Genomic DNA, 18,095 nt, shown 5'->3' on the forward strand with positions numbered 1-18,095 from the left:
CGCTCAGGTGAGGCCGCTGCCGATGCCGGTCATCGACCGGACCTCCATCTCCGCCTGCTTGACCGGGTCCGCCTTGGTGCGGCTGAACAGGGTGCCCAGCCAGCCGCAGACGAACGACAGGGGGATGGAGACGATGCCGGGGTTGCCCAGCGGGAACCAGTGGAAGTCGACCTCGGGGAAGATGGAACTCGGCGCGCCCGACATGGCCGGTGAGAAGATGATCAGCACCAGGCACGACGAGAGCCCGCCGTAGATGCTCCACAGGGTTCCCGACGTGTTGAAGCGCTTCCAGAACAGCGAGAAGATGATCGTCGGCAGGTTCGCCGAGGCCGCCAGCGCCAGTGCCAGCGCCACCAGGAACGCCACGTTCTGGCCGCTGGCCGCGATGCCGCCGACGATCGACAGCAGGCCCACCGCGATGGCGGTCAGCCGGGCGACCCTGACCTCCGAGCGGGGGTCGGCGGTGCCGCGCTTGATGACGTTGGCGTAGACGTCGTGGGCGAACGACGCCGACGCGGTGAGGGTCAGGCCCGCGACCACGGCGAGGATGGTGGCGAAGGCCACCGCCGCGACGATGCCGAGCAGGACCGCGCCGCCCACCTCGAACGCGAGCAGCGGCGCGGCCGAGTTCTCGCCGCCCGGTGCCGCCGCGATGGTCTCCGAGCCGACCAGGGCGAGCGCGCCGAAGCCGATGACGAGCGTGCACAGGTAGAAGGTGGCCATGAGCATCGTGGCCCAGACGACCGAGCGGCGGGCCTCGCGGGCGTTCGGCACGGTGTAGAAGCGCATCAGCACGTGGGGGAGGCTGGTGACGCCGAGCACCAGCGACAGCGCCAGCGAGACGAAGTCGAGCTTCGACAGCTCACTGCCGCCGTAGAGGGCGCCGGGGTCCAGCACGCTCTCGCCGAGCGGGGTGTTCCGGGAGCCGGTCTCCATGATGGCCGAGAGGCTGAAGCCGAACTTGCCCAGCAGGAAGATGGTCATGAAGCTGACGCACAGCAGCAGGAGCACGGCCTTGATGATCTGCACCCACGTGGTGCCCTTCATGCCTCCCACCAGCACGTACAGCACCATGACGACACCCACCACGGCGATGACGATGCCCTGGCCCACCCGGCCCTGGACGTTGAGGAGCAGTGCCATCAGCGCGCCCGCGCCCGCCATCTGCGCGACCATGTAGAACAGCGAGATCACCAGCGTCGCGTTCGCCGCCGCCGCCCGGACCGGGCGCTGCCGCATCCGGAACGAGAGGACGTCGCCGAGCGTGAAGCGGCCGGTGTTGCGCAGGCGCTCCGCGATCAGCATGAGGCCCATGAGCCAGGCGACCACCCAGCCGACGGAGTACAGGAAGCCGTCGTAGCCGTGCACCGCGATGCCGCCGGAGATGCCCAGGAACGAGGCCGCGGACAGGAAGTCGCCGGACAGCGCGATCCCGTTCTGCGGGCCGGTGAAGCTGCTGCCCGCCGCGTAGTAGTCCGCCGCCGTCGTGTTGCGGGTGCTCGCGCGGTACACGACGTACAGGGTGATGAGGACGAACACGGCGAACACGCTGATGTTGATCGCCACGTTGCCGCCCGTGGCTGGCCCGTCCACCCGCACCGCTACTCCTCGACGATTCCGGCCAGCTCGCGGACCGCGCTGACCTGCGGGTCCAGCCTGCGCTTCGCGTAGCGCGCGTAGGACAGGGTCAGGGCCACCGTCGTGACGAACTGCAACAGGCCGAGCAGGATCCCGACGTTGACCACGCCCAGCACCCTGGTGCTCATGAAATCGTGCGCGTACGCCGACGCGATCACGTACGTGAGGTACCACGCGAGGAACAGAGCGGTCATCGGGAAGATGAATAGGAGAGCCCGCCTGCGCAGCGCCGTGAATTCCTCACTCTGTTGGATGGCGACGAAGTCGGGATTGCCTTCGTCGTCTACCAACAACGGCTTCGAGGGTTCGTCGAATGTGGCGAACCCGCGCCCGCGATTAGGTGTCTGCCGCGAATCAAGGGGTCGCGGCACGGCTTTCGTCATCGTGGTCCTCCACGGGGATTCCGGCGGGAGCGGTCGACGCGACGACCGGGAGCCGGCGGCGCACAGCGTAGCTGGGCGAGCCGTGGAGTCAACCGGATGGCCCAGGTACGGGTTGCCCGATCGTCCACGTCCGCACCGTTCGGTCTGCTCCCCACTACTCCATTCGGTGACAATCTTGCGCGTTGGTCGTTGTCGGGGGCCTGACCCTCGCCTACCATCATCCGACGACATCGCCGCCGCGAATCACGACCCGCTAGCGAAACACAACATCGATTTCAAACAGCTAACCGCGCCCAACCCGCGCGGTGATCGCTCGACTACCGACCTTGGGGTCCATCCGGTGACTGTGCAGAACCGTGTTCGATGGCGGTGGGCCACCGTGGTGGACTGGCGCAATTGGCGACTTCCGGTCAAGGTCGCCGCGGTGCTGCTGGTTCCCGTCGCGGTCGCCGTCGGCACGGGTGTCCTCCAGATCCGCGGCTACGTCGTGCGCGCCGACTCCTACGCCTCCATCGGCAAACTGGTCACGCTGCGTTCCGCGCTGACCCCGTTGGTCGCCGCCGTCCAGGACGAGCGGGCCCACCAGGCCGACCGCGTCGACGGCGCGTCACCGGAGGCGAACGCCTTCCACGAGCGCGGAGCCGTCACGACCCGCGCGTTCGAACTCGTGCGCGGCCTCGCGGAAGACCCCGGCACACCCGTCGGCGAGGTCGCCTCCGCCCGGTTCGCCGAGGTCACCACCCAGGTCAACGCGCTGCCGCAGCTCCGGCAGTCGATCGACGCCGGTTCGGACGTGTCGGTCTCGGTCATCGCCTACACGACCGTCCTGCGCTCGATGCTCGACTTCGACCAGGCGCTGGTCAACGAGTTCGGCGACGCCACGCTGGCGAGCACCGGCGGCGCGCTGCACAACCTCCAGATGGCGGGCGAGCAGTTGTCGCTCCAGCACGCGGTGCTCCTCGCCGGGGTGAGCCGCGGCCGCGTCCTCGACTCCGAGGCCACGATGCTGGACCAGTCGCAGCTCCGCTACCTGGACCGGGTCGCCGACTTCGCCGCGCTCGCGACGTCGGGGCAGCGCGACCTGCGGACCCAGACCGTGAACGGCCGCGACGTCCTGGACCGCGACCGGATGGTGCGGGACGCCCTCACCACCGTCGCCACCGCGGACGACCCGGACCCGCCCGCCCTCGCGACGAAGGTCTCGATCGGTGACTGGGAGACCGCCTCCCACGCCACCGACACGCTCGTCAACAAGGTGCTCGTCAGCCTGGAGGGCGAGCTGGCGGACACCGTCGCGACCCTCCAGGACGAGACCAGCGACCAGGCGGGCCTCATCTCGATGGTGCTGCTGGCCTCGTTGCTGGCCGCCGTCGGCGTCGGCGTCGTCTTCGGCAACAACATGATCCGCTCGCTGCTGACCCTGCGGCGCACCGCGCTGCACGTCGCCCAGCACCAGCTACCCGAACTCGTCGCCGACCTCCGCGAGGAGGGCGCGAGCGAGGTCGTCATCGAACCGGTGGCCGTGCACACGACCGAGGAGTTCGGCCAGCTCGCCCGCGCGTTCGACGCGGTGCACCAGCAGGCCGTCGGCTCCGCCGTCGAGCAGGCCCGGCTGCGCGGCGGCCTGCGCAACACCTTCGTCAACCTGTCCCGCCGCAGCCAGGGCCTGGTGGAGCGGCAGCTCCGGTTGATGGAGGAGCTGGAGCGCAAGGAGGAGAACCCGCAGCAGCTCGCGAACCTCTTCAAGCTCGACCACCTCGCGACCCGGATGCGGCGCAACAACGAGAACCTGATGGTGCTGTCCGGCACCGACGTGACCCGCCGGTTCAGCAAGCCGATCCCGCTCGGCGACGTGCTGCGCGCGGCGGCGTCGGAGATCGAGCACTACCAGCGGGTCGTCGTGCAGACCACGCCGCAGGTGGAGGTCGTCGGCTACGCCGCCAGCGACCTCGTGCGGCTCATCGCGGAACTGCTGGACAACGCCACCGCGTTCTCGCCGCCCCGCAGCCACGTCGTGATCGTCGGGCGGCCCCGTAACGGCGGCGGCGTCGTGATCGACGTGATCGACGAAGGCGTCGGCATGGCACCACCGGAGTTGGAGGCGGCGAACGTGCGGCTGCGCTCCGTGGACACCGACGAACTCCCCGCGTCCAGGCAGATGGGGCACTTCGTCATCGCCAGGCTCGCCGCCCGGCACCAGGTCGAGGTGACGCTGGTCGACCAGGGCCCGCACCGCGACGGGCTGCGCGCGGTCGTCGGCGTGCCGCCGGAACTGATCCGCCAGCCCAGCGCCACGGCGCCCACCGTGGTCGACGCCCTGCCCTCACCCGCCGCGCGCCGCGCACAGGCCGTGCCGTCCGCCCGACCGAGGCCCGGCGCCACACCGGCACCCGGCAACGACGGGGAGTGGTCCTCGTTCCGCGGCAAGGCCGTCGACGACGACGACCCGTCCGCGGCCACCCGTGCCGTCTGGTTCAAGGGCAAGCTGCCCACCGGAGAGGCGCCCCGGCACCGGCTCGACGACGCGGCCGACCCCGCCGCTCCCCGGACGAACGGCGTCAAGCCCGACCCGACCCCGGAACCGGACTCCGAGGTCGACTTGCCGAAGCGCAGACCCAGGGGCAACCTCGTCGCTGGGCGTCCGGATCCAGGGGGCGCCGCACCCGCACGGCGGGATCCGAACGCGACACGCGGCTTCCTCTCGAACTACCAGACCGGAATCCGGCAAGGTGTGCGGGATTCCGGCGATCACCGTCCCGCACAGGAGAACCCATGACCTCACCGCGGTCTCGCCAGGTGGACCAGTTCGGCTGGTTGATCACCAACTTCACCGAGCGCGTTCCGGGGGTCGCGCACGCCGTCGTGATCTCCGTGGACGGCCTGCTGCTCACAGCGTCCTCCGGCCTGCCGGGCCAGCGCGCCGACCAGCTCTGCGCCATCGCGGCAGGCGTCACCAGCCTCGCGCAGAGCGCGGCGAACTTCTTCGACGGCGGCGGCGTGCTCCGCTCGGTCGTCGAGATGCAGCACGGGATCATGCTGCTGATGTCCGTCCGCGACGGATCGTGCCTCGCGGTGCTCGCCGCGCCGGACAGCGACGTGGGCCAGGTCGCCTACGAGATGACCGTCGTGGTGGACCAGGTCGGCCAACTCCTCACGCCGGAACTCCGTGCGGAGCTGCACGGAGCCACCAGGATGTCGGCGTGAGGCGGTTATGACCGGACCGGACTCCGAGCAGTCGTTCGCGGACCTCCTCAACGGGATCACCCTCGCGGGCGGTTCGCGCAGGGGGCGCAAGGGCAAGAAGGACACGCCCGCCGCGCAGAAGATCAGCCTGCCCGCCCAGCCGGTGGCCACGCCGTCGGACGACGTGGAGGAGTCCGCGGCGATCGTCCGGCCCTACTCGTGGACCGGTGGTCGTACGACGTCCGATTTCCAGTTGGAGATCGAGACCATGGTCAGCGTCGGCGAGGAGCTGTACGCGGGCCCGATCAAAGCCGAGTACCAGGACGTGATGGCCCTGTGCGAGGGGCCGCGTTCCGTCGCCGAGGTCGCCGCCCTGCTCGGCATCCCGCTCGGTGTGGCCAAGGTGCTGCTCGGCGACATGGCCGAGCGCGGCCTGCTCGACGTGCACGCGACCGCCGTCGTCGACGGCGACATCCCCGACCTCGGCCTGATGGAACGCGTCCTCAGCGGTCTCCGCAAGCTCTGAAGCACCCACCTCGACCTACCGCGATGGCGGCTGCCCTCCTTGACGTGTAACCCCACATGGGGGTATTCATGGGGTTACACGATCGGGAAGGGGTTCCCAGCCATGCCGAAGATCAACGTCTACCTGCCGGACGAGCTGGCCGAGGCGGTCAAGGAGTCGGGTGTGCCCGTCTCGGCGGTCTGCCAGCGGGCGCTGGAGGAGTCGGTGAAGCGGGTGACCGCCATCCGGGCCGTCGTGCTCGACGACCTGGCGTCCGACGCCGCGTCGTTGCAGCTCTCGCGCTTCACCCAGCGCACCCGCGACGTCATCGCGCTCGCCGTGGCACGGGCGCGGGCTCAGGGGGCCGTGCACGTCGGCACCGAGCACCTGCTGCACGGGATGCTCGCCGAGGGCGCCAACCTCGCGCTGCACGTGCTGCGCGCGATCGAGGTCGACCCGGACCGGGTGGCGCGCGAGCTGGCCCGTCGCGAGCCCACCGACGGCGGGAACACCCCGGAGCGCTTCGGCGGTGACGCCGCGAACGCGCTGGTGCTGACCGTCACCGAGGCGCTCACGCTCGGTCACAACTACGTCGGCTGCGAGCACCTGCTCCTGGGCCTGGTCGCGGAGCCCGACGGCGTGGGCGGTCAAGCCCTGCGCGCCGCTGGGGTCGACCTCCGCGGTGCCCGCGCGGCCGTCGTCGCGGCGTTGGCGGGTTACGTCCACCTCCGCGCCCAGCCCACGGGGGCGGAGGACGTGGCGTCCGCGCTGCGCCGGGAACTCGCCCCGCTGATCGACCGCCTCGACCGGGTGGAGCGCCATGTCGGGCTCGTCGCCGAGGACTGACGCCGTGGTGCGGGTCCTGCTCGCCGTGCTCGTGGTGATCGCGCTCGTGTGAGCTAGTGGCCGATGATCGCGGCCAGCGCGGAATGGAGTGCGCCGGGATTGTCGACCATCGGGAAATGGCCGGAATCCGGAATGGCGAACGTGGTCGATTCGTCGAGCAGCGGAACGAGGTGCCCGGCCCGGTCGCCCAGCGCGCCGTACAGGTGGGCGGCGCGCGGCAGGGCCCGGTACCACCCGAGCAGCTTCCCGCTGTCCGCCCACTCGACCAGCGACCGGGAGCTCTCGTGGACGGCGGCGGGTGCGCACGTCGCCGTCCAGTCGCCCCACGCGCGCAGGTCCGCCTCGGGCGCCGACCGCAGCGAGTCGACGAACCGGTGGAACTCGTTGACCGCGAAGTCCTCCAGTTCCAGGTCGGCGATCTGCCTGCTGACCAGGCCCGCGTCCTCGCCGACCAGGGTGGCCTCGACGCTGGTGAACGTGACCAGGCCCTTCGTGCTGCCCTGCGCCGCGATCAGGCCGACCGCCCCGCCGAGGCCGTGCCCGACGACGTGCAGCCGGAGCGGGGCCAGGCGGGCCACGACGCGGATGACCACGTCCGCGTAGGCCTCCAGCGTGTGCGGGCCCGTGACCAGCGGCGCGGTGCGGCCGTGGCCGGGCAGGTCGATCGCGCACGTCGTGAGGTGGGCCAGCGCGGGGGACTCCACGACGCCCGCGAAGCTCTCCTTGGTGGAGCTGAGGCCGTGCAGCAGCAGGACGACGTCCGGTCCGGCGGGCCTGATGTCCGCGACGACGTCGACGACCGCTCCGCCGTGGTCGACGGGAATGGCCTGGTTCAGGAGGAGGTTCATCGTCCGGCTTCTGTCGTCTGGGGCTCGGGGCACAGTCGGGTGTTCATCGGGACGTTGCTGGATGACCTTGACCCGTGTTCATTCTTTCGCGTTGATTATTCGCGCCGATTATCGATTTCTTCCGCACTACTGCGGGCTGCTTGCCAAGATCGATAATCGGGCTACTATGGCTTCAGTGTTGACCGAAACCAAGGAGTCCTCGTGAGCGTCGGACGGGAAACCCGCCTCTCCGCCTGGATCGAACGGCTGGCCGCGCACTTCGCCGAGGAGGGCATCCCGCTCATCGGTGGCCGCATCCTCGGCTACCTGCTGGTGTGCGAACCGGTCGAGCGCACCGCGGCCGAGCTGGCGCAGGAGCTGGAGGCCAGCAGCGGCTCGATCAGCACCAACCTCAAGTTCCTCGTCAACGCCGGACTGGTCACCAAGCGCACCAGGCGCGGGCGGCAGGCCGCCGAGTACCGCGTCGACGAGAAGCGCTGGGCCGACATGGTGCAGCGCAGGCTGGACGCGCTGGTCAGCGTCCGCGACCTGACCGAGTCCGGGATGCGGCTGCTCAGCGGCGACCCGCAGCGCGCGCACCGGCTGCGCACCGTGGACCAGCTCTACACCTGGCTCGCGGACGAACTGCCCCCGCTCTGGGAACGCCGCCCCACGCCGCCCAAGTGACCGCCTAGGCGGGCTGGTCGGCCAGCGCCTCGACGTGGTCGTGGGTGGCAGGCGCCACCTCGGGCGGCACCGGTCCGCGCGACCGGCTCGCCACCCACAGGCCCGCGGTCGCGACGACGGTCGCGCCCGCGCCCAGCACGTGCAGCGACACCAGCACCTCGGGCACGCCGGTCCAGTACTGCACCATGCCCAGCGCCCCCTGCGAGAGCACGACGCCGACGAGGATCCAGAAGCGGCGGCGCAGCACGGTGTCCGTCGAGAACGCGCGCACCGCGAACCCGAGCGCCGTCAGCATGCCGAGGAACAGGAACAGCAGGTCCGCGTGCACCTGCGCCAGCGCGTCCACCGGCAGCGAGAGCCGCGGCGTGTCCGCGTCACCCGCGTGCGGACCGGCGGCGGTCACGAAGGTGCCCGCCAGCAGCAGGAACCCGAGCACCACGGCCTGCACGACCTGGAGGTGCAGCAGGGCCTTGGGCAGCAGCGGTTCCGCGGGCTCGTCGCCTTCGGCGAGGGACCGGTGCAGCAGCACGGCCAGCCACACGAGACCCATGGACACCAGGAAGTGCACCGAAACCGTCCACCACAGCAGTCCGGTGAGGACGGTGATGCCGCCGATCACGGCTTGCAGCGCCACACCACCGAGCTGGACCAGCGCCAGCAGCAGGACCCGGCGGCGCCGCGGCCGACCCAGCCACGCCGCCAGGACGATCAGCCCGGCGATGATGCCGACCACGCCGGTCAGCGTCCGGTTCCCGAACTCGACCCACTGGTGCAGCGGCCCGATCTCCGGGTGCGCCACCGGCGTCAGGCTGCCCGCGACGCACTGCGGCCACGTCGGGCACCCGAGCCCCGACCCGGTCACCCGGACGATCGACCCGGTGACGGCGATGCCGCCCTGGGCGATGACCAGCGCCACGGCGATGGCGCGCTGGAACTGGAGCAGGCGGTTGGTGAACCAGGGGGGGACCGACACCCGTCGATGGTAGGACGGGGTCGCTGAGAGCCGGACGGCCGGGGTTGGGGCCGGTCGGGCGGCGTGACGGGCGTCTCCGCCGCTCGGACGCCCTACAGGCCGAACGCGCCGCCCTCGACGAGGATGAGCAGGCCGATGCCGATCAGGACGACCGGCAGCAAGACGTGCCCCCACCTCGACAACGCCTGCGCGATGGCCGGGCGCGTGGCGAAGTACTTGCCCGCCGCGACCCAGACGGCGACCAGCACCAGGAACACCACCACGTGGACGGCCGTGCCGCCGAGGCCCGCGGTCGCGAAGACGGGGACGTAGACGCCGATGTTGTCGCCGCCGTTGGCGAACGTGACCGCCGCCACCGCGAGCGCCTTCGGCCCGCCGTTCCCCGCGGCCCGCTCCTCGTCGGTGTCGTGGCGGTGCTTCCACGCCTGCACGGCCGCCTTGATCCCGAGCGCGAGCGGCAGCAGGCCGAGGTAGGGGACGGCCGCGTCGGGCAGGAAGGTCGCGCCGAACGCCGCGGCGACCGCGACGGCGAGGATGCCCGCGAAGCCGAGGTACTGGCCGAGGGTGATGGCCCGCGTCGACCCGCGGTGCCCGGCGCCCTGGGCGAAGAACAGCGCCAGGACGACGATGTCGTCGACGTTGGTGACGGCGAACAGGCCCGCCGCCTGGCCGACGGTGCCGAGGGTCACGGCCCGGCTCAGTCCAGCTTCGTGGTGCGGGTGGCGATGGCCGCGGCGCCGAGGCCCCACACCAGCAGCACCGCCACCGGTCCGAAGCCCGGCCCGGTGCCGTCCACGACGGCGGCGTGCAGACCCTCCGCCAGTGCCGCCGACGGCAGTAGCTGCACGACGGCCGCGACCCCGGAGGGCAGCGACTCCACGCCCAGCGCCACGCCGCCGATCAGCAGCAGCACGAACCACACGATGTTCGCCAGCGCCAGCACGATCTCCGCCCGCAGCGCCCCGCCGAGCAGCACGCCGAGAGCGCCGAACGTCAACGTGCCCAGCACGATCAGCAGCACGGCCCACGCGATCCCGCCGACCGGTGGCCGCCAGCCCAGCAGCAGCGCCGTGCCCCCGAGGATGACCACCTGGACCGCCACGACGGCCAGCGCGGCCGTCACGCGGCCCGCGACGAGCAGCCACCGGGGCAGCGCGGACGCGAGCCGCTTGAGCACCCCGTACCGGCGGTCGAACCCGAGCGCGATGGCCTGGCCGGTGAAGGCCGACGAGAGGATCGCCAGCGCGAAGACGCGGGCGGTCGCGGAGCCGACCCTGGGGTCCGGCATGGGGATGACGGTCATCAGCGTGAGCGCCACCAGCAGGGCCACCGGGATGATCACGGTGAGCAGGACCTGTTCGCCGTGCCGCAGCGTCAGCAGCATCTCCATGCGCGACTGGGCGAGGAACATCCTGCCGAGCCTGCCGCGGCCGGGCGAGGGCGTGAACGTGCCGGGGGTGAACCTGACCGACGACGTCAACGGATCTCCGATCGTGCTTGTCCGGGTCATGAGCGCAGCTCCCGGCCGGTGAGTTCGAGGAACACGTCTTCGAGGCTGCGCTTGGCGACCATCAGCTCCTCGGCCAGCACACCCTGCTGCGCGCACCACGACGTCACCGTCGAGACGACCTGCGGGTCGATGCGCCCCTCCACCACGTAACTCCCACCGGGGGACTCGCGCACCTCCAGGCCCTCGGGCAGCGCGGCCAGCAGCAGGGTCGTGTCGAGGCCCGCGCGGGTGCGGAAGCGGAGCTGCTGCTCGTCCGGCTCGTCCGCGGTCAGCTCGCGCGGGCTGCCCTGGGCGACGACGCGGCCGGAGTCGACGATCACGACGTGGTCGGCCAGTTCCTCGGCCTCGTCGATGAGGTGCGTGGTGAGCAGGACGCTCACGCCGTCGCGCCGCAGCGCGGAGATCAGCTCCCACACCAGCCGCCGCGCCTGCGGGTCCATGCCCGCCGTGGGCTCGTCCAGGAACACCAGCTCCGGGCGGCCGACGAGCGCGCACGCCAGCGAGAGGCGCTGCTGCTGCCCGCCGGAGAGGCGCTTGTACGGGGTGCGCACGGCGCCGGTGAGGCCGAGGACGTCGAGCAGCCACGCCGGGTCGAGCGGGTTCGCCGAGCAGGTCGCGATGAGGGCCAGCAGCTCGTCGGCGCGGACGCCGGGGTAGCCGCCGCCGCCCTGCGGCATCACGCCGATGCGGGGCCGCAACTGGTCGCCCTGGGTCCTGGGGTCGAGGCCCAGCACGCGGACGGTGCCCGCGTCGGCGGTGCGGAACCCCTCGCACACCTCGACGGTCGACGTCTTGCCCGCGCCGTTGGGGCCGAGCAGCGCCAGCACCGTCCCGGTCCGCAGGGTGAGGTCGAGCCCGTCCACCGCGACCGTCGGGCCGTAGCGCTTGACCAGTCCCGACACTTCGACGGCTGAGGTCACGGACTGGGTGGTCACGACCGGGAAGCCTAGGGCGTGCCACCCGCCACGCGGTGGTGGGGTCAACCCCACCAGGGTCCTCGGGGTGGCTTCAGGGTCGACTCGGGGAAATTCCCCATACCTGCGGAAACATATTTGCGCGATCATTCCGACATGGCCGAGATTCAGGCAAAAAGGCGGGCGGTGCTCGCGCCACTCGCTGTTGCGAGCCTGGTCCTGTCGTTGTTCCCGATTGTTTACCTGCACGTGGCGTCGGCGGGTCAGATTAGTCCCATCAGCCACACGATCAGCGACTACATCTTCGTCGCCAACGGGACCGGGCTGCTCGCGGTGACGGCGCTGTCGCTCGCCGCGGGTTCCGTCGTGCTGCTGATCGCCCTGTTCGGGGCGGGTCTGCCGCGTCGTGGGCCGATCACCGTGCTGGTGGGCCTGTGGGCGGCGGGCTTGACCACCGCCGCCGTGTTCCCCACCGACCCCACCGGAACCCCCACTACCCTCTCCGGCGCCGTGCACCGCTACGCGGGCGCGGTGATGTTCGTGAGCCTGCCGCTGGCTGGTTTGCTCATTTCCCGGAGATTCATCCCGAGTACCACTGTCCGACGTCTTTCGTTGGCCAGCGGGATAACCAGTTTCCTATTTCTTCTCAGCCACGTGCCGGTTGTTTTTCCGGGAGACGGGGCAGTGCTGCTGGGGTTGGCCGAACGAATCCTGTTCGCCGTCCTCTACGGCCTGCTGTTCGCACTCGCCGCCGCGCTCTGGCGGGACACGGCGCCGCAGCGGCGCACGGGGGAGGTGACCGCGTGACCGGCATCGCGATCCTGCTGGCCGTCGTGGGCGCCGCGTTCTTCGCGTTCGCCGCTCGGCTCCAGCACAGCGCCGTGGGGCAGGGCGACGGCGGACCCCGGATCGCCGAACTGCTGCGCCGCCCGCGCTGGCTCGGCGGCCTGCTCCTGCTCGTGGCGGGCGCGGGCGTCCACGCCGTGGCGCTCGGAATGGCCCCGCTGACCGTCGTGCAGCCCGTCGGGGTGCTGGCGATCGGCATGACCGCGCTGCTCGACGGCCGCCGCCGGGCGCTGCCCGCCGTGGCGCTCACCACGCTCGGCGTCGGCGCGTTCGTGCTGCTCGCGGCGGGCAGCGCCACGGCCACGCAGGTCGCGCCCGAGGCGGAGTTGAGCGCCGGTCTGCTCGTGCTCGGCCTGATCGCGGTCCCCGGCCTCCTGGGCGTCCTCAGCGGACGTCCGCACATCAGGGCGCTGTCCTTCGGCGTCGCGGGCGGCGTGGCCTACGGCTACGTGTCCGTGCTCATGCGGGCCGTCTCCCAGGACGTCCAGCAGGGCGCGTTCGACCTCGCGTCCGCCGCGTCCGTGCTCGGCATCCTCGTCGCGCTGCTCGTCGGCGGCTGGTTCATCCAGCACGCCTACGCGGGCGGCCCCGCCCACCTCACCGTCGCGTGCCTCACCGTCATCGACCCGCTGGTCGCCGTCGGCATCGGGGCCGGACTGCTGGGGGAGTCCGCCCGCACCACCGGGTGGACCGCCCTGGCCCAGATCGTGTGCGCCGCGCTCGCCATCGGCGGCGTCTGCGTGCTCGCCCGTCGAGAAACACCACCCACCAGATCGGAGAAGCTCGTGAGCAACGGACGCGCACTGCGGATCGTCATCGCGGCGGAAACCTTCCCCCCGGACGTCAACGGCGCCGCTCGCTTCGCGCACCGCCTGTCGGTCGGCCTGGCCGGTCGCGGGCACGACGTCCACGTCATCTGCGCCGACCCCGAGGGCCCGGCCAGGACCGAGATCGCCGACGGCATCACCGTGCACCGCCTGCGGTCCCGCCGTACGCCGTTCTACCGGGGCTTCCGGGTGTGCCTGCCCAAGGACGTGCGCGGCCCGGTCAGCGACCTGCTCGACCAGCTCGACCCCGACGTGGTGCACGTCCAGGCGCACTTCATGATCGGCCGCCAGGTGCTCCGCCAGGCCGCCGAGCGCGGCATCCCGACCGTGGCGACCAACCACTTCATGCCGGAGAACCTGTTCGGCCACGCGCACGTCCCGCGCTGGCTCCAGCGGGCGGCGTCCCGCCTGGCGTGGCGCGACCTGACCAAGGTGTACTCGGTCGCCGACGCCGTCACCGCGCCGACGCCCCGAGCGGTGGAACTGCTGCACGACAAGGGTTTCCCGCGCCGTGCGGTGCCGGTGTCGTGCGGCATCGACATCGACCGGTACCGGCTGCGCGAGCGCACCCGCGTCGACGACCACCCGACCGTGCTGTTCGTCGGCAGGCTCGACGAGGAGAAGCGGGTCGACGAGCTGCTGCGGGCGCTGGCGCTGGTGCCGAGGCTGCGCGCCGAGATCGTCGGCGACGGCTCGTGCCGCGCCGAGTGGGAACTCCTCGCGGCCCACCTGGGCGTCACCGACCGCGTGCGGTTCCGCGGCTTCGTCGACGAGGAGGCCCTGCTCGACGCCTACGCGAACGCCGACGTGTTCTGCATGCCCGGTGTCGCCGAGCTCCAGAGCCTCGCGACCATGGAGGCGATGGCCGCGGGCACGCCGGTCGTCGCCGCGGACGCGATGGCGCTGCCGCACCTGGTCCGGCCCGGCCGCAACGGCTGGCTGTTCCAGCCCGGCGACGTCCGCGGCCTGGCCGACCGGCTGCACGGCGTGCTGGCCGACCCGTCGGTGACCGCCCGCATGGGCGCGGCGAGCAGCGAGCTGATCGCGCGCCACGCCATCGGCGACACGCTCGACGAGTTCGAGGGCATCTACGCCGGGCTGCTCGGGCTCCCCGCGGTCGCCCGTCCGGTCGCCGAACTGGCGGCCTGAGCACCCTCGGCCCGGATGGTCTCGACCACGCGCAGGGCGGCGGGCTTCAGCACCAGCCCGCCGTCCTCGCGCTTGTCGACCAGGAACCGGTACAGCAGCGCGTGGTTCTCCAGCTTCACCAGCAGGGCGTCCGCGGCGTCCGTCCCGTCGCGGGCCGGATCGGCCTGCCGCACCAGGGTCTTCACGATCGCGCGCCGGGCCCGCATCGGTACCCACCAGCTCGTCACCAGCACCAGGAGCAGACCGAACACCAGCGAGGTGGCGAGCACCGACTCCCAGCCGAGGAAGCGGATCCCGCCGAGCAGCAGCACCACGGCCACCAGCAGGAACCCGATGCCGTAGACGACGGCCCAGCCCGCGGTCGCGGCGGCAGGGGCCTCGGCGTTCTCGGTGCCCCACAGGCCGTTGTGCTTGCGCCACCGCTGCAACGACCGACCGCCGGTCGTCGCGCACGCGGCCCCGACGGCGACGGCCGCCGCCGCGGCGACGACCGCGAGGGGCGAGCGCAGCCAGTCGAGGTCGTACAGCTCGTAGCGGATCACGGCCAGCGCGGCCAGCCCGACGGCGGCGACGGCCGCCAGCCGCCACACCACCTTGCCGATCCGCTTGTAGGTGCGCTTGTCCTTGAACACGGCGAACGGCGTGCGGATCGGCGCGGGCAGGCTGCCGATCACCAGCAGCGCCAGCACGAGCAGCGCGACACCGCCGACGGCGACCATGCCGGTCGCGGCGTCCTCGCCCGCGGCGCCGGAGTTCAGCGCGGCCCGCGTCCGGTCGATCGCGATGACTCCCAGCGGGATCACCGGTGAGAGCAGCACCAGTCCGTGCAGGAGCGTCCCGGAACGCAGTGCGGCGTAACCGAAAGCGGCCATCAGCGTGCCGCCGCCCAGCGCCGCCGCCGGACCGAGCGCCCAGTTCGGCAGCAGGTTGAACAGCGCCAGCACGAGCAGCGCGCCGCCGACGGCGAAGCCGAGGGAACCGAGGAACTGGGCCAGCTTCCCGCCCCTGGTGAGCCCGGTGATCGTCCAGTACGGCAGCAGCGCGGCCCCGCGCAGCACCCTGGTCACCGGCTTCAGCGCGGCCAGCCCGGAGTTCTTGCTGTCCGCCACGGTCACCGCGACGGCCGCCGCGGTGGCGGCCGTGCGGATCATCTGGTCGCTGCCCGCCTCCTGCGAGATCGGCTCGCGCCCGATGCCCGCCTCGTCGAACGCCCGCAGCGCCTGCAACCCGATCGCGGCGCTGCGGGCGCGCGTCGACGGCGTGTCGAAGTCCACCGGCGCGCTCAACCGCTCCAGCAGCGTCCGGTGCTCCTCCAGGAACAGCTCGCCGCGCGACCGCGGGTCGCCGCCGTCCTCGCGGTCGGCCAGGATCGCGCCGCGCAGCGCGGGCAGCTCCTCGCAGATGATCCGCACGTGCAGGCCCCACGCCGCCAGTTCGGCGAGCGCGCCCGCCGTGGGCGGCAGGTCGCCTTCGAGGACGTCCTCGGCGTAGATCCCGGCCAGCTCCTTCTTCGCCGCCGCGATCGGCGGCGCCAGCTCCGGGGTCGCGCCGCCGAACAGCTCGTCCACCAGGTCGTCGACCTGGTCGTAGGCCCGCTGCCGCGCCCGGCCGGGGTCCTCGCGGCCGTCGGCGCCCGCGGCGGTGAGCAGGTCCATCCGGCGCAGCCGCTGCGGGTCGAAGACCACCTTGCACAGCATCGTGGCGCCGTCGAGCCTGCCCCAGATCCAGTCGTTGACCCGCCACGACCGCTTGAGGAACCCGGAGAACCGGCTCAGCGACGCCCCGCCGGCCTTGTCGTCGGCGGTGGTGCTCCTGGTGGCGAACGCGTTGCGCGTCTGGAGGCTGATCTGCACCAGCTCCACGGCCTGGTCCACGCCCGCGCGCGAGTCGTCGGCAAGGCAGGTGGTCGAGATCTCCAGCGCCATCAGCCGCGACAGCCACACCTCCGGGCCCGCGACCAGCCCGGCCCGCGCCTCGCGCGGCGTCAGCTCCGTGGTCAGCAGCGCCCGCCACGGCGCCAGCCCGCCCAGTTCCAGCCGGTCGGCGTCGTCGATCAGCGTGAGGATCTTCTGCGCCCCGTCGACCAGCAGCCCGATCTCGATCACGCTCGCCCGCACGTCGGCGCCGATCGACCCGGTCTCGCCGAACGTCATGCGCTGGTCGTAGACGCCGAGCCGCTCGCTCCAGTACGCCTGGTTGAGCGTCCCGGAGTTCTCACCCGTCCAGGTGACGTCGATCTTCTCCCGGAGCTGCCGCAGCGTCGCCCGCACCCGGTGCAGCCTGGTCCGGGACTCGGCGACCAGCACGCACGCGCCGCGCAGCGGCCCCTCCTCGGTGTCCGGCACCACCCAGACCATCCGCTTGAGCAGGTCCATCGCCGACGACGCCAGCGTGTCCGCCATCGTCACGCCCCACTGCCAGCCGGTCGCGGCCAGCGGCGACGGCAGGTGCCGGGACGGCACGTACGGCAGCGTCCCGTACTTCTTGCGCCACTCCCGCTGCGCCGACTCGGCCGCCGCGCGCACCCGTTCGAACGACCAGCCCGCGGTGTTCGACCCCCGCACCGAGAACTGGCGGGTGGTGACGTCCCGCGCCGCCAGCCGGATCCGCACGTCCTCGTAGTGCTCGTGCAGGGTGTTCGCCAGCTCGTAGGCCTTCTCCGCGACGGTCGTCGGCGCCTTGTGGTTGTTCGCCAGGCCGCCCGCGAGCCGTTCCAGCAGCGAGTTGCGGCCGCCCCGCCTGCACGCGGCGAGCCGGTTGTGCTCCTCGATCTTCTCCACGTACGTGCGGCTGCCCTGCCCCGACCACGCGCCCTGCACCTTCACGGCGGTGCTGACCGTGCTCGGGACCTCCCTGCGCTGGTGCGCGGGCGGTTCGGCGCCCTCCGGTTCGGCGTGCGGGAAGACCAGGAGCATCACCCGCCGCACCGGGCCGTTGGCGGGCATGCGGTCGATGGCCTCGAGTGCTTCGCGGGTGGGGGTGTTGACCAGGACACCGCCGTCCACGGCGAAGCGCGACCGGTCGGCGTCGCTGTGCCTGGCCCAGGACGCCACGTCACCCATGTCGGGCTTGGTCGGGGTCGACTGGCCGTTGACCGGGATGAAGGACGGCTCGAACGCGATGGGGAACGACGCCGATGACCTCGCGGCCAGGGCCATCTGGAGGACGCGGCGGGGGAGGTCCTCCGCGGCGAAGTCGTCGCGGCCGGTGGTCTCGTCCGGCGGGGTCGCCCAGTCGTAGGCGTCCCGGCGGAAGGAGAAGCTGCCCTGGTCGGCCACCTGCACCAGGGGCTGGCCGAGGTCGTCGTAGGAGACCTTGGGGACGCCGCCCAGCAGTGTGGTGGTGATCCGCAGGTCCACCGGGCGGTCCTCGGGCCTGGTGGGGGAGAAGTCGGTGGTGAGCCTGCCGAGCATCTCCTGCAAGCGCGGGAGGAAGAACTCGTCGCCCCGCAGGAGCGACACCGGTTGGCCCTGGAAGGGGGTGCGCAGGAGCTGTTCCATGCGGCCCTGCTCGGCCCAGAGGTCCCGCAGGCGGGTGAGGTCGGCGTTGTGGCTGACCTGCGACATCGCCAGCGCGGCGCCGTTGATGCCGCCCGCGGACGTGCCGGTGATGACGTCGGCCCGCGCCGTGCAGCCGACCATCCGGAGCAGGTGCTGGTAGGTGGTGCCCTGCCGGGTGAGCCGGTCCAGCTCCAGTACCACCCCGCCCATCCAGACGGCGAGGCTCACGCCGCCGTTGAGGACCACGGCGAACCTGATCTGCTCCTGGGGCACCTCGGCCATGTGGGACTCCTCCGTCGGACCGCCA

At 72.0% G+C, this 18,095-nt stretch carries 15 protein-coding genes; 7 read left to right on the top strand and 8 right to left on the bottom strand.

Features of this window, described 5'->3' with window-relative positions:
* Window positions 1-3: 3 nt before the first annotated feature.
* Complete coding sequence (locus NZH93_RS32110; protein WP_259627010.1) at window positions 4-1,593, bottom strand: monocarboxylic acid transporter; 1,590 nt, start codon at window positions 1,591-1,593, stop codon at window positions 4-6.
* Window positions 1,594-1,601: 8 nt separating this feature from the next.
* Window positions 1,602-2,252 carry a DUF485 domain-containing protein gene (locus tag NZH93_RS50910; protein WP_308214258.1) on the bottom strand — a complete coding sequence of 217 codons (651 nt, stop codon included), beginning with the start codon at window positions 2,250-2,252 and terminating at the stop codon, window positions 1,602-1,604.
* A 193-nt stretch (window positions 2,253-2,445) separates the two neighbouring features.
* Here NZH93_RS50910 and NZH93_RS32120 point away from each other — a divergent pair, with 193 nt between their 5' ends.
* The 4 genes from NZH93_RS32120 (at window position 2,446) to NZH93_RS32135 (ending at window position 6,555) form a co-directional block, all read left to right on the top strand.
* Window positions 2,446-4,797: a sensor histidine kinase gene (locus NZH93_RS32120; protein WP_259627012.1), complete on the top strand. Its 2,352-nt coding sequence runs from the start codon at window positions 2,446-2,448 to the stop codon at window positions 4,795-4,797.
* Complete coding sequence (locus NZH93_RS32125) at window positions 4,794-5,225, top strand: roadblock/LC7 domain-containing protein (RefSeq protein WP_259627013.1); 432 nt, start codon at window positions 4,794-4,796, stop codon at window positions 5,223-5,225. The genes NZH93_RS32120 and NZH93_RS32125 overlap by 4 nt, the downstream gene beginning before the upstream one ends.
* Window positions 5,226-5,232: 7 nt before the next feature.
* Window positions 5,233-5,730 (top strand): DUF742 domain-containing protein, encoded by a 498-nt coding sequence (locus NZH93_RS32130; RefSeq protein ID WP_259627014.1) that lies wholly within the window; start codon window positions 5,233-5,235, stop codon window positions 5,728-5,730.
* 102 nt (window positions 5,731-5,832) lie between these two features.
* Window positions 5,833-6,555, top strand: a complete 723-nt coding sequence (locus tag NZH93_RS32135) for a Clp protease N-terminal domain-containing protein (RefSeq protein ID WP_259627015.1) — start codon at window positions 5,833-5,835, stop codon at window positions 6,553-6,555.
* Between the two features lie 53 nt (window positions 6,556-6,608).
* Here NZH93_RS32135 and NZH93_RS32140 read toward each other — a convergent pair whose 3' ends face one another.
* Window positions 6,609-7,403, bottom strand: a complete 795-nt coding sequence (locus tag NZH93_RS32140) for an alpha/beta fold hydrolase (RefSeq protein ID WP_259627016.1) — start codon at window positions 7,401-7,403, stop codon at window positions 6,609-6,611.
* A 201-nt stretch (window positions 7,404-7,604) separates the two neighbouring features.
* On the opposite strand from NZH93_RS32140, the gene NZH93_RS32145 reads away from it, so the two are divergent.
* Window positions 7,605-8,069 (top strand): GbsR/MarR family transcriptional regulator, encoded by a 465-nt coding sequence (locus tag NZH93_RS32145; RefSeq protein ID WP_259627017.1) that lies wholly within the window; start codon window positions 7,605-7,607, stop codon window positions 8,067-8,069.
* A 4-nt stretch (window positions 8,070-8,073) separates the two neighbouring features.
* On the opposite strand, the gene NZH93_RS32150 is transcribed toward NZH93_RS32145, so the two are convergent.
* The 4 genes from NZH93_RS32150 to NZH93_RS32165 form a co-directional block, all read right to left on the bottom strand.
* Window positions 8,074-9,042: a COX15/CtaA family protein gene (locus tag NZH93_RS32150; protein ID WP_259627018.1), complete on the bottom strand. Its 969-nt coding sequence runs from the start codon at window positions 9,040-9,042 to the stop codon at window positions 8,074-8,076.
* 92 nt (window positions 9,043-9,134) lie between these two features.
* Complete coding sequence (locus tag NZH93_RS32155; RefSeq protein WP_259627019.1) at window positions 9,135-9,731, bottom strand: cadmium resistance transporter; 597 nt, start codon at window positions 9,729-9,731, stop codon at window positions 9,135-9,137.
* A gap of 8 nt (window positions 9,732-9,739) precedes the next feature.
* Window positions 9,740-10,552 (bottom strand): ABC transporter permease, encoded by an 813-nt coding sequence (locus NZH93_RS32160; protein WP_259627020.1) that lies wholly within the window; start codon window positions 10,550-10,552, stop codon window positions 9,740-9,742.
* Entirely contained in the window at window positions 10,549-11,487 is a 939-nt protein-coding gene (locus tag NZH93_RS32165) for an ABC transporter ATP-binding protein (protein WP_259627021.1), read from the bottom strand. The genes NZH93_RS32160 and NZH93_RS32165 overlap by 4 nt, the downstream gene beginning before the upstream one ends.
* Before the next feature lie 135 nt (window positions 11,488-11,622).
* Here NZH93_RS32165 and NZH93_RS32170 point away from each other — a divergent pair, with 135 nt between their 5' ends.
* Both NZH93_RS32170 and NZH93_RS32175 read left to right on the top strand, forming a co-directional pair.
* Entirely contained in the window at window positions 11,623-12,273 is a 651-nt protein-coding gene (locus NZH93_RS32170) for a DUF998 domain-containing protein (RefSeq protein WP_259627022.1), read from the top strand.
* On the top strand, window positions 12,270-14,288 hold the full coding sequence (locus NZH93_RS32175) for a glycosyltransferase (RefSeq protein ID WP_259627023.1): 2,019 nt from the start codon (window positions 12,270-12,272) through the stop codon (window positions 14,286-14,288). Before NZH93_RS32170 ends, NZH93_RS32175 begins: the two co-directional genes overlap by 4 nt.
* Here NZH93_RS32175 and NZH93_RS32180 read toward each other — a convergent pair.
* Window positions 14,228-18,070 carry a patatin-like protein gene (locus NZH93_RS32180; protein ID WP_259627024.1) on the bottom strand — a complete coding sequence of 1,281 codons (3,843 nt, stop codon included), beginning with the start codon at window positions 18,068-18,070 and terminating at the stop codon, window positions 14,228-14,230. The genes NZH93_RS32175 and NZH93_RS32180 overlap by 61 nt on opposite strands.
* Window positions 18,071-18,095 lie beyond the last annotated feature (25 nt).

The sequence above is a fragment of the Umezawaea endophytica genome, assembly GCF_025061645.1.
Classification (GTDB): Bacteria; Actinomycetota; Actinomycetes; order Mycobacteriales; family Pseudonocardiaceae; genus Umezawaea; species Umezawaea endophytica.